This is a genomic window from Vibrio sp. HM8-C (assembly GCF_058630515.1).
Genome location: NZ_JBMMKS010000010.1, coordinates 14,508 through 27,027, shown reverse-complemented (window position 1 = coordinate 27,027; position 12,520 = coordinate 14,508). Strand labels below are relative to the sequence as shown.

At 42.4% G+C, this 12,520-nt stretch carries 10 protein-coding genes; 7 read left to right on the top strand and 3 right to left on the bottom strand.

Annotated features, from left to right (window positions below):
- Nucleotides 1–121: 121 nt before the first annotated feature.
- From ACOSVQ_RS12545 to ACOSVQ_RS12535, 3 genes are all read left to right on the top strand, one after another.
- Nucleotides 122–1,558 carry a glyceraldehyde-3-phosphate dehydrogenase gene (locus ACOSVQ_RS12545; protein ID WP_491982891.1) on the top strand — a complete coding sequence of 479 codons (1,437 nt, stop codon included), beginning with the start codon at nt 122–124 and terminating at the stop codon, nt 1,556–1,558.
- 242 nt (nt 1,559–1,800) lie between these two features.
- Entirely contained in the window at nt 1,801–4,935 is a 3,135-nt protein-coding gene (locus ACOSVQ_RS12540; protein ID WP_491982890.1) for a DUF748 domain-containing protein, read from the top strand.
- 136 nt (nt 4,936–5,071) lie between these two features.
- On the top strand, nt 5,072–5,293 hold the full coding sequence (locus ACOSVQ_RS12535; protein WP_491982889.1) for an FxsA family protein: 222 nt from the start codon (nt 5,072–5,074) through the stop codon (nt 5,291–5,293).
- A gap of 41 nt (nt 5,294–5,334) precedes the next feature.
- Here the strand turns inward: ACOSVQ_RS12535 and ACOSVQ_RS12530 are convergent, their stop codons facing one another.
- The gene (locus ACOSVQ_RS12530) at nt 5,335–5,796 is read right to left on the bottom strand and encodes a TetR family transcriptional regulator (RefSeq protein ID WP_491982888.1); all 462 of its coding nucleotides are present in this window, start codon (nt 5,794–5,796) and stop codon (nt 5,335–5,337) included.
- 405 nt (nt 5,797–6,201) lie between these two features.
- Here ACOSVQ_RS12530 and ACOSVQ_RS12525 point away from each other — a divergent pair, with 405 nt between their 5' ends.
- On the top strand, nt 6,202–6,504 hold the full coding sequence (locus tag ACOSVQ_RS12525; RefSeq protein ID WP_491982887.1) for a DUF406 family protein: 303 nt from the start codon (nt 6,202–6,204) through the stop codon (nt 6,502–6,504).
- A gap of 142 nt (nt 6,505–6,646) precedes the next feature.
- Nucleotides 6,647–7,261: a leucine-rich repeat domain-containing protein gene (locus tag ACOSVQ_RS12520; protein ID WP_491982886.1), complete on the top strand. Its 615-nt coding sequence runs from the start codon at nt 6,647–6,649 to the stop codon at nt 7,259–7,261.
- 57 nt (nt 7,262–7,318) lie between these two features.
- Here the strand turns inward: ACOSVQ_RS12520 and ACOSVQ_RS12515 are convergent, their stop codons facing one another.
- Nucleotides 7,319–8,422 carry a 1-acyl-sn-glycerol-3-phosphate acyltransferase gene (locus ACOSVQ_RS12515; protein ID WP_491982885.1) on the bottom strand — a complete coding sequence of 368 codons (1,104 nt, stop codon included), beginning with the start codon at nt 8,420–8,422 and terminating at the stop codon, nt 7,319–7,321.
- A 202-nt stretch (nt 8,423–8,624) separates the two neighbouring features.
- Here ACOSVQ_RS12515 and ACOSVQ_RS12510 point away from each other — a divergent pair, with 202 nt between their 5' ends.
- Complete coding sequence (locus ACOSVQ_RS12510) at nt 8,625–9,233, top strand: AraC family transcriptional regulator (protein WP_491982884.1); 609 nt, start codon at nt 8,625–8,627, stop codon at nt 9,231–9,233.
- A gap of 84 nt (nt 9,234–9,317) precedes the next feature.
- Here the strand turns inward: ACOSVQ_RS12510 and ACOSVQ_RS12505 are convergent, their stop codons facing one another.
- Nucleotides 9,318–11,138 (bottom strand): MOSC N-terminal beta barrel domain-containing protein, encoded by a 1,821-nt coding sequence (locus tag ACOSVQ_RS12505; RefSeq protein WP_491982883.1) that lies wholly within the window; start codon nt 11,136–11,138, stop codon nt 9,318–9,320.
- Between the two features lie 316 nt (nt 11,139–11,454).
- On the opposite strand from ACOSVQ_RS12505, the gene pyrC reads away from it, so the two are divergent.
- Complete coding sequence (pyrC, locus tag ACOSVQ_RS12500; RefSeq protein ID WP_491982882.1) at nt 11,455–12,483, top strand: dihydroorotase; 1,029 nt, start codon at nt 11,455–11,457, stop codon at nt 12,481–12,483.
- Nucleotides 12,484–12,520 lie beyond the last annotated feature (37 nt).

Sequence of the window (12,520 nt, the reverse complement as noted above, 5' to 3'; positions counted from 1 at the left end):
GAATAACCTATCAGACATTACAATCCTGCCACATAAAAATAACAATACTTATCCCCCCAAATACCAAACGCAGTAGAAACTGCGGGTATTAGCTCAACCATAACGTGAAAGGTTTATAGCAATGAGTCCAGAAAAACATCTACTCGATTGGCAAACCAGCCAAACAATCGCAGAATCGATGTCACCAATTATCGGCCAGCTCTATCGTGTAAAAGGTGTTGAAATCATTTTGTACGGAAAGACACTCATCAACGCCGCTACTATCGACATAATCAAAACACACCGTATTGCCCGCCGTTACACTGGAACTGCACTTTCTCTCGAACAAACCATGCCAATTTTGCAACGTTTAGCAAAGCTAGACTTGTCACCATGTCGCATCGATATCGGTCAGTTAGCTCATCAATTTTGGCAACAGCATTCAGATGAACATGGTTTAGATGATTTTCTTCATACAGCACTTCTTAGCAGCCTAAACGGTAGCACTATCACTCAACCAAAAGACGTTGTTTTATATGGCTTTGGCCGTATCGGCCGTCTATTGGCTCGACTACTTATTGAAAAAAGTGGTCCTGGCTACCCACTAAGACTTCGTGCAATCGTTGTACGCGGCGGTAAGCATGGCGATTTAGAGAAGCGTGCAAGCTTGCTACGACGCGATTCCGTACATGGTCAATTTAACGGTAGCATTATTGTCGACAATGAACATAAGGCGCTGATTGTAAATGGAAATTTCATTCAAGTAATTTATGCTAATTCACCTGAAGAAATTGATTACACTAACTACGACATTCATAACGCATTAGTGGTTGATAATACGGGTGTATGGCGTGACAGCGAAGGTCTAAGCAAACATTTAAGTTCAAAAGGCGCAAGCAAAGTTCTACTAACAGCGCCAGGCAAAGGCGACATTAAAAACGTAGTATTCGGTGTTAACGAATCGGTTATTCAACCTGAAGACACCATTATTTCTGCAGCTAGCTGTACCACTAATGCTATAACGCCGATTTTAAAAGCGATAAATGATAAGTTTGGCGTCGTATCTGGTCATATTGAAACGGTGCATTCATTCACCAATGACCAAAACCTAATTGATAACTTCCACAGTGGTGATCGCCGTGGTCGTTCAGCGTCGCTTAACATGGTACTTACTGAAACAGGTGCTGCGAAAGCTGTTGCAAAAGCGTTACCTGAACTCGCAGGTAAGCTAACCGGTAACTCGATCCGTGTACCAACACCAAACGTTTCTATGGCGATTGCCAACCTGAACTTAGCACAAGGCACAGATAAAGAATCACTCAATGCTTACCTAAGAGATATGGCACTGAAATCTGCACTTTCTGCGCAAATTGATTACACGGAATCTACGGAAATCGTCTCATCTGATCTTGTTGGTTCACGTTACGCTGGCGTAGTCGATGGTGCCGCAACTATTGCTCAAGATAGTCGATGTGTTCTGTACGTTTGGTACGACAATGAATTTGGCTACAGCTGCCAAGTTGTTCATTGTATGGAACAGATGATGGGTGTTCGTTACAAAACCTACCCACAAAAATAAAGAATTAACCTCCACAACATAATAATAACCGATACTGACGAAGTCGCTTCTGTACTGTCCAGTCGTAACTTCTGAAGACATACCCCCGATTCGCCGCTCTATCCCTGATAAGAGCGGCTTTTTTTCATCGTTTTTACAAACAAATTTGCACCGTTACTCTTATGTTTTTTGGGAAAATATAGTTAAACTAACGTACTAAATTGTTAAGAAACTTATGTACAGGTAAGAGGCTATTATTACTTATGAAACAAGCAGTATCTGCAGTTAATGCTCGTTTTAAATCGGCGCCTAAATGGGTACGAATCTCTACATATCTTACGCTTGCTTATGCCGCCTACACAGCTACTCTTGGCCTGATCACACCTGCTGTTCTAGAATCTCAAGCGCCCAAGCAGTTAAGCCATTTACTCGGTCGTGATGTCCGATTGGAAAAAGTCTCAATCAACCCTTTCCTACTTAGAGCACGTGTAGAGAACTTTTCTATCCTTGAGAAAGATAAACAACAGACATTTAGCCAATTTAAATTGCTTGAGGTAGAGGTTAATTTTTGGCAAAGCTTGCTTACACTGACACCAACCGTAAATCATGTTCTTCTTATAGAGCCGAAAGTCCAGCTTCAGCGTCTAAACGAGAATAATACGCTTAACTTGAGTGACATTCTCGAAACCCTTGCGAGCAATAAAGACACGGATACACCAGAAAATAATGTTTCTGAAGATGCTGCCAAAAACACCATTCCTGCTTTTAAAACAAATATCTTATCTATTGAAAATGGTGAACTTCACTTCATAGATTCAGTCACAAACGCCGATTTAGCCTATCAAAGTATCAGCTTCAAACTTAGTGATCTTGATAGCCGCGCGTACACTCTGAGCATTCCTAAAAGCACTGACGAGAAGCTGACTCTGAGTCAGGGAGCAAACCAGTTTCAATTTGAGTTAACCAGTGCGGATCAAAGCCCATTAAATCTCAATGGGCAATTCCAACTATCGCCATTTGAAGTTAAAGGTAATGTGTCCCTAAAAGGCCTAACTTTGAAACCTTATTGGCCATTTTCCAAAGAGCTCATAGAAGCTCATCTGAGCAATGGCTCAATGGATTTTTCAACTGACTATCATGCTAAACAGGTTGAAGAGTCCTTGTCGTATCAAACTAGTAACGGTCAATTTGCACTGTCTAATCTCACTTTTAGTGGCAAAGACTCAGAGAAAGTAAAAGTACCATCATTAATTGTTAGCGATATTGAAATAGTTGGTGATGACAAGTCCGTCAATATTTCAGATATCGCCATCAATGGCTTGTGGTTTGACGCGTTACTCGACAAAAAAGGGCTGGACTTAGCGTCGTTATTTACGCCTAAAGCGGCTAAACAGTCGACTACATCAACGTACACTGCACCAAAAAAAAACCAGACCGATAATCAAGCTACAGCATCTCCAGACTGGAAGGTAAGACTTGAACATTTTTCTATGTCTGAAGCCGACTTTAATGTACTAGAAAAAACACAGTCACACGGTGTGCACTGGCGAATCTACCCTATGTCAGTTTCGACCAAAGCAGTTCAGAGTGACTTCATCGATCCTATCGACTATGAGATAAGCCTTGATGTCAGCTCCAATAGCAAGCAGCAACCTGACAATACTAGGGGGTCATTCGCGACGGCAGGCAGTGTTGATGTTAAAACGCTCAAAGTCGATGGTAACTTATCCATTGAAGCTCTCGACCTTACACAAATGCAGCCTTACCTCACCCCATACCTCAATATTCGCTTAACTAAAGGGGCTTTAAACACCAAAGGAAACTACAAAGTCAGTGGCTCCGATGACATTAATTTCGATGGTTCTCTAAGCATCAATAACCTGTTGATGCGCGACACTATCGATCGTGAACCATTAGTAAAATGGCAAAAAATGTCAGTCGATTCCCTACGCTTTAATTCAAAGCAGAATCAGTTGCTCATCAAAACCGTATTACTGGATGCACCTTATGCCAAAGTAATCATTACGGAGGATCAACGCACAAATATTGGCGATATTGTTGTCAGCAAGGAAAGTGACAACACACAAAGCGAGCCGAGCGTTAAATCCTCATCTACCTCATCAAGTGAAACCAAAGTAACGGTTGCTGCAAAAGATAAAAACAGCAAACCAATGTCGGTCATTGTCCAACAAATTAAGTTTGCTAATGGTTCTGCATTCTTTGCTGATAACTCCCTAACGCCTAACTTCGCATCGGGAATTGAATTACTTGAAGGTTCTATTAAAAACCTTTCATCGACACCGGGAACCAAAGCAAGTGTCGATATTGCGGGCAAAATTGATAAATATGCGCCTGTGACGTTGAAAGGAGAAATTAACCCACTGATTGAGAAACCATATTTAGACCTCGCATTAATATTTAAAAGTGTCGAGTTGACTTCCGTTAACCCTTATTCAGGCACGTATGCGGGCTATTACATCGACAAAGGTCAGCTATCACTTGATCTCAACTACAAGCTAGATGATAACCAACTTCAAGGAACGAACCATCTTGTGATCGACCAATTGCAGTTGGGCAAACCAAGTGATTCAAGCCTTGCGACGAGTCTGCCTATCACTTTGGCTATCGCCATACTGCAAGATCGTCACGGTGTGATTGATTTAGGTGTCGACGTATCAGGCGAAGTTGACGACCCAGATTTCAGTTTTGGTAGTGTGATTTTGAAAGCATTCGTGAACATCATAACCAAAGCCGTGACCGCTCCATTCTCGTTATTGGCAGATTTAGTCGGTTCGGATGAAGAGCTTAACCAGATTAGCTTCCAAGCTGGTCTTTCGACACTAGACGAAGAAGAAAAACAACGTGTAGGTAAATTAGCACAAGCTCTGCAAGAGAGACCGATTCTGAAAGTGAGTATTGAAGGTTCTGTCTCTGCACCTGACGACAGCTTTGCTTTGGCAGAACAAAGAGTGCAAGCAGCACTGCTTGATAACAGTGGACTAGAATCGTTACCAGAACCTTTCAGTGCTAGCCGTATTACTGAATCTGAACCATTAGTCGATGCACTTGAAGAACTGGCAGAGAAGCAGCTGAAACTAGATCTAAGCCAAGAAAGAGACAACGTTGAACAACAGCTCACTGAAAAAGCACAAGGTGCAGAAGTGACTAAAGAACAGATTGAAACCGTTGTTCATATGGGCCTGTACAACCAGTTGGTCAAAGCTACTAACATCGACAAAAACAGTTTAAGTAATCTTGCCGCTGAACGAGCAAAAGCCATCAAAGCGTATTTGGTGGAAGAACAGCAAATCAGCCCTGACCGCGTATTCTTGCTCGATAGTAAAACAAATTTGAAAACAGAGAAAAGCGGCGCTGAACTAACAGTAGGTGCTGAGTAACTCTCACTCCAAACAAGCCAAGCCCAACCATCTTAAAATTAAGTGGTTGGGCTTTTCACATTTAGAAAAACCATCTGTTCATGTTTAATTCATCTGAGCTGGCTTAAGATAACTGCAACTGAAACAGGAGCAGACAATGAATAGATTTATTATTACCGCACTGACGCTCATTACTGGATTTTTCGCAATCGCATTTAGTTTACTGCTGGCAATTCCGCTGACCATTGCCGCGCTGATCACGGGTAAAAGGTTGCAAAATCAAATGCAACGCCGTCCATTCTATCAAGCCCAAAACAATCGCTCCCACGGAAATACGATTGATGGCGAGTTTGAAGAAGTGAATACTGGCACAAAATAAAAAAGGCTTGCGAATGCAAGCCCTTCGAAAAATATAAACAATTATTTACTCATTTCGATCAGTGATTTACCAATTAACCACTCAACATGCTTATCACTGCCTTCTCCGAACTTTTCATGTGCAAGCTTGTACATACGCCCCACACCTTTATAGGAGAACTCTTCTGCTTTGTCTGCAGCCACTATGTGATGGAAGAACAAACGCAAAATAGCGAGAAACTCTGAATTGTCTAGCGACTTCAGCCACGAATTTGCGAATGAATCAACACCGTGATCAAAATCCAAATGAGCAACAAATAGATTGAAAATTTGCCCGTCAAGCGCAAGTACAAAATCGGTCTTTTTCGGGAAGTGGTGGCTAATTCCGGTACGAGATACACCCGTTTGCTGACTTAGTGTGGTGTATGACATTTTGTCATAGCCTAACCTTAACAGTTGGTCGACAACAGCATCCATAATCGTTTGAATGGTCACTTCTGTATCTTCTTTACTACGCTTCGGCATCGTTATAGCTCTTTGTGTACAAATTCATCAAAAATAAAATGAATCAAATGTTGCTGAATCGCTCCAGTAACCAATCCACCTTTGTAAGAAAATATCTCTTCATTCACATTGAATGAATAAAATATCCTTTAAAATTTTATCTCAGTATGGAAATAATCCATAAACCACCTCAATTTCTGCTACAGAATCATCTTACAAACAAATAGGTATGACAATGCGTCAAACGCCCTAATGACAAAAAAATGTCACTATAACGTCTAATTTTCGACTATTATCACACTCCAATTTCTGTTAACTAGGTCAACAATATTAATCAGCATTCATACATTGTTACATTATGATTTGTCTGGAACACCTCTTTATAGAGGGTTAGAATGTCCTTAAATTTTGTAAGAGGATTTAGAGATGAGTAATGAAAGCTGTGAAGTGAACCAAGTTTGTGAAGCTTGTGGCTGTTCTGCTGAAATGGGCTTTTTTATTAAAGAAGGTGACGAAGTTGCAGAAGTCACTATTTTCGCTTCAAACCAAGACCAACTGAAAACTGAATTAGATAAGTATATCGCTCTAGCGAAAGAAGTTTGTGCCGCAGTAGAGTTTGAATCAACATCTATTGATGAGAGCACAACTGAACTGAATGCACGCTTTAAATTTGAAGTCAGTGCTGAAAAACTTATCTTTGAACTTAAGTCGCGTTCACTGATGCGATAACTTCCTTTCAAAAGCGAGCTTCTAGCTCGCTTTTGTGATCTTATCCTTGCTGCTTTGTTGTTGATTGAATCTGTTCTTCATTGAAGACAATGCCGATCCTGCCGATACTATCGTTATAACCGTTAAGCAACTTAGGAAAAACATGTCTGTTTCAAAATGGCGTTTGTCGGCTTGGTCGCTTTGTATAGCTGTTTGCGCTTTACCGTTAAATGCAGCGCCTCTTGATCAGTACCGAATACTGAATCATTTGGATAATTACGGTAACCTCGATTTGAGAAATAAACCTTACACCAGTCTGCCTGACGGATTAGAGATCAAAGGAAATCTCAACATCGCCAAGACATCAATCAAGTCACTGCCAAAAAGCTTAAACGTAATGGGAAGTCTCGACGCATCAAATAGCCAGCTCGAACGAATTCAACGAGGCACAAAAATTCGCGGCTATGCCAATTTCCTCGGCTCACAAATAAAAACTTGGCCTGCACGCATTCAAGTTGGTGGGTATCTCAATTTTACCGATACACCTTTAGAAAAGTTGCCACCAAACATGACAGTAAAAGGCGATTTGAGTGTTGCTCGAACTCAATTATCGGAATTGCCTGAAGGTATTGTAGTCGAGGGGAGCCTATATATAGGTGGCTCAAAGATAACCACTTTCCCAGATACAATGACCGTAAAAGGCAACATTTATCTGGGTGGGAATGTCATTACAAAATGGCCTACTAATTTAACCTTGGGCGGCGCAGTGGCTCGTTGAGTCACGGACTCAAAAAAAGAGAAGCTCATAAGCTTCTCTTTTTTGTCAGATTAAATCCTAGCGGTTACGTACCGGGTTGGCGTAGCTATCGAGTAAAAACTGATGGGCGTTGAGTGGCAACTGCGCTAGTTTTTGTTCTAATTTCGCTTTGACTGCTGGCGTAATATCCGCGTCTTTCTTACCCGCTGCTAACAAGTTAATAGGGAACAACTTATAGTTAGCGTGAATTTGGCGGTCTATCTCTTGAGCGAGTTCTTCGGGTGTTTCGTAGGTTTCAGTAATGACATTACCGAACGCAACGTGTACACGACCTTTGTCGCCAACGATACCCTGAATGATACTCTCGATATCTTCGAACTCGCCTTTTTCATATTTACCATGCGTTGCTTTTTCATAAAGTTCTTTGGCTTTGGCAATATCACATGGATCGTTTTCGTAAGAAATGGAAACTGGAACAATCTTTAGAGATTTGATGTATTCCGGAAATTCGACCTTCTGTTTACGTCCTTCAACGTTAAACATTTTGAGAATCGCAGGGTCGGTAAAATCATTGCCGTCTTTAGCACGACCTTCTTTTTGAGCAATCCAGATCGAATGACCAGTATCCAAAGAGTGTTTAATGTACGCCGACAGTGTGCCAAGAGCCTTCATCATTTCACGAGGCGCTTTCGCCGAACGTTTTACAATGAAGCTTTTGTTTAGGCGCATCAACTCAGTAGCACATGGCTTTTTGAGTAAGTTATCACCGATTGCGATACGAACGGTACGGTGCCCCGACTCATACAAACCATAGTTAACTAAAGCAGGATCCATCGCGATATCACGGTGGTTAGACACAAACAAATACGCAGTGTTCTTATCTAGCTTACTCAAGCCACTGTATGTCACGCCTTTAGTGGTGTGTTCGAGTGCTTTCTCTAAATATTTTTTCACTTCAAATTGAATGGCATCAACGGAAGTGAATTTTGCCCACTTAAACTTAAGATAAACTTTTACAAAAGGGCCCATCATTGCTTTTAGCCATGACGGTTGACGCTCAAAGCGATGGTCTATGATCGCTGTGATAAATTCTTCATCATTGATTAGACGTTCGATGGCGGCAGGAATTTCGTCATCATTATAAGGACGAATCTCTTGATACGGGTCGGTGGTTGAAGTCATATTCTCGTACATCAAATAAAAAACTGGGCTATTCTACGCGCACTCGCATTGGCTCGCAGCTATCATAAGCACATAAATTACAAGGTCAGACCAGAAAACAGCAAATTAGTTTCTGTCTGATTTACTTCTATCGCCTAGACGATATTTGGCTTTTCAGAAGATAAACGTTAATCTTAGCGCCCTTAAATTAATGAGGCCTTGTATGAACTACGCTATTCAATCTGAAATCTGCTTATTTCCATATTTGGAAGTTACGCCACGCAAGCGTGCCACTAAGCATAGTTTAGTCAAAGTTAACAGCGGTCTTGCTTTATTAAAGTTAGGTAAACAAGAGTATGCCATTGAAGCCGGACAGGCGATTTGGATACCTATCGAATGTTTATGCTCGCTGACATTTCTGCCAAATACTCACATAACTCGCGTCGATTTTTCTGTTCGCCTAAAAGATGAGTTTCCACACCAATCTGGTTTTATAAAACTGACCGAGCTGAGTTCCGCGCTGCTTAATCGGATACAGGCGACGAAAACAAGTGACGAAGTTTACCCGCATTTACTGCAGGTGCTTAAAGATGAAGTTAAAAAACTTGAGCCAAAGCTCGTAGAAAATGACTTAACTAAGCGGCTTAACCTTTGGCAACCAAATCAAGCAGATAACCTAAGTAGAGAATATCACGTTGCGTTGCTGATTCGTGAGGCCATGAAACGCAAACTATCTGGAATGAAATTGCAGACAGTTATTGATGAGCTTTTCTCTGGCAATGCTTCGCAATTTGATCAGATGTGTCAGCTTGTACTAGGAAAATCACTCTAAAAGAACATAAAAAAGCCGCCAGCAATAAATGAGTTGCTGGCGGCTTTTTACATCCGAACTATCATGTTTGAAAGTGATTACACTCTAGTTAACCACTTCAATATCCGTTTCAGGAACACAGCAACAAGCTAGAGCCATCCCCATATTGCGTTCATGTTCTTGCAATGCTGGGACATCTGGTTGGTGTACCTTGCCCGATTCAACTTTCACTTTGCACGCACCACAGAAACCAGCACGACAGCTGTTTGCAATCGGAATCCCCGCTGCTTCAGCTTGTTCTAACAAAGTAGCCTGATTGTCCCCCTCAAACAGATTACCGTTGACACTCAGTTGCAACGTTTTGAACTCTTTTACCGTTTGCTGCGCTACACCAAATGCCTCTTGGTGATAGGCATTTTCAGCTACACCTTGCTTGAGCAGTAAGTTTTTCGCTTTTTGCATAAATCCATCAGGTCCACAAACAAACACTTGACGCGCTGCTACGTCTTTAACTTGCTTGATATGTGAAAGCGACAGACGGCCTTTCAAGCCAAACCAATCGACAGGTGGTTGAGTCAGTGAAATGAAAACCTTCAGATCAGGGTGTTCCATTTCAATCTCTTCTAACTCTTCACGACATGGAATATCTTCAATCGTTCGACACTGATGATAGAAGACCACATCGCGAATCTGTTTGTTATCTGCTAAATAACGAAGCATGGACAGCATAGGCGTCACACCACTTCCAGCAGAAAGCAGCAACAATGGCTGGTTTTGGTGTTCTGCAGATAAATGGAAACTGCCGTCTGGCGTTTGTGTGGTAAGAGTGTCACCAACTTGCAGATTATCCAGCAGCCAGTTGGATACACGTCCACCATCAATTCGTTTTACTGAAACAGCCAATCGTCCCGGACGCGAAGGACTAGAAGAGAGTGTGTAGAAGCGAGCGACATTTTCCCCATCAACGACGATTTCGATAGGTAAATGCTGACCCGGTTGATAATTGGGTATCACACCATGTTGTGGTTCAAGCCAAAAGGTCACGAAATCGCGGGCTATCTCTTCACGCTCTACGCAAGTCATGAGGTAGTGGCGTTGACCTAAATCTGGGTAATACTCTTTTTCTTTGTATTCAAGAACTTCAACTTTGTCTCCGGCATGAATCATACCTTCGTTTCTCGCAACAAGGTTCTGCCCAAAGAACACGCCTCCTCTTTCATTTGCACGAAATTGAGACAGAGTACGTAGTGGCTCTTTGGTTGGACGATATTGACCTTTTTCAAGATCAACAGTTGTCATGATACAGCGCTCACAAGGCTTGAGTGCTTCAAATTCCACTTCTCCAATACGAATGCGTTTCCAACCATCTTCAGCAAAAGGCTCAGTACCCGAAACCACCAAATTCGTTCGAAATTGATCCATGCTATGACGCTCTGGGCTGCGGCGATTGAGTTCATCTAGCGAACCTTGGCTGATGATGAGTAGCGGGTAGCCGTCAGCAAAACTGACATTGTGACCGAATTTCTCACGTACACGGTTCGATTGTTGCCCCGTAAACAAAAGTTCAACTCGTTGCCCCATAATTTCACTGAACCAATCGTCTGCATGGTCTGTCGTTGTGTAAGCGATAAAGCTGTCATCCCAAACCGTTGCAGGTGACTCTTGCATTTTGAACTCGGCATAACGAATAGTCAGCGGTGATTTACCCTGTGCGGTAAAAATCAGACCATCAGGAGTCAGGGTAGATCGAATCTTAACCATTTGCGGATACTTCCGAGCCGTCACCATACTGCCGTCCGCTAACGCCAGCATGAATCGTCGGTCAAACATCAAACCTTGTTTTTCAACCCATGCAGTAGATAAGGAAAGCCCACCCACAGATTTCACTGGATAAACATTGATTTGAGAGAGTACCGCTGACGACATGACGCACATCCTTACGTGAAGTTAGAAAACCTATAGCTAGAAAATAATTACGTATAGTTAGAAAAATAATATCTCCATTCACTGAACATTGTGAATTCTAGTGAAAGAGAGCAAGGCTATGAATGACACAAATGCGTTATCGTTTCAATCAATTAGCCAACAGAAAATGCTCTAAATAAGCAGATGACACAAATTAAAAGATGAAATGGAAAGCCATTTACTCTATCATCCTGTCGCCTAAACGGAAGCGTTTGCGCGATGCAAATTTCCCCTTTAGGCTCCAATCATTCTAATGACTTCATGGTGGGAGCAATTCATGACAACACTTACGATCACTCGTCCTGACGACTGGCACGTTCACCTTCGCGATGGCGAAGTTCTTGCAGATACCGTGCGTGATATCAGCCGCTATAACGGGCGTGCTCTTATTATGCCAAACACAGTCCCACCAGTAACCAATACAGAAATGGCGCTTGCTTATCGTGAACGCATCATGGCGCAAAATCCAAGTGTGACTTTCCAGCCGCTAATGTCTCTGTATTTAACGGATAACACGTCTCCTGAAGACATTCGCCAAGCTAAAGCTTCTGGTGCAGTTGTTGCTGCAAAGCTCTACCCAGCGGGTGCAACCACGAACTCGGATTCAGGCGTGACCAATGCAAAAAATATCTACCCTGTTTTGCAAGCCATGCAAGAAGAAGGCATGTTACTGCTTGTTCACGGTGAAGTGACCACTCACGAAGTTGACATCTTTGACCGTGAGAAGACGTTCTTGGAAACGGTTCTTGCTCCAATCGTGAATGATTTCCCGAACCTTAAAATCGTGTTGGAACACATTACAACAGCAGAAGCGGTTAGCTTTGTGAATAAAGCTTCAGATAATGTGGCAGCAACCATTACTGCGCACCATCTGCTGTTTAACCGTAACCACATGTTGGTTGGCGGTATTCGCCCTCACTTGTTCTGTCTACCGATCCTAAAACGTGCAACTCACCAACATGCGCTTGTGGCTGCTGCGACATCAGGTAGCAAGAAATTCTTCCTAGGTACAGATTCTGCACCTCACGCAAAAGGTAAGAAAGAAGCAGCTTGTGGCTGTGCGGGGTCATATACCGCTCACGCAGCTTTAGAACTTTATGCAGAAGTATTCGATCAAGAAGGCAAGTTAGAGAATCTAGAAGCGTTTGCGAGCCACAATGGTCCAGACTTCTACGGTATTGCTCGCAATACTGACACAGTAACTCTAACTAAAGCGTCATGGAACGTCCCTGCAAGCATGCCATTCGGCGGTGAAACAGTGGTTCCTATTCGCGCTGGTGAAACTGTTCAATGGCAAGTTGCTTAATCGCTTTCCACTGAGATGAAAAAGCCGCCCTATCTGG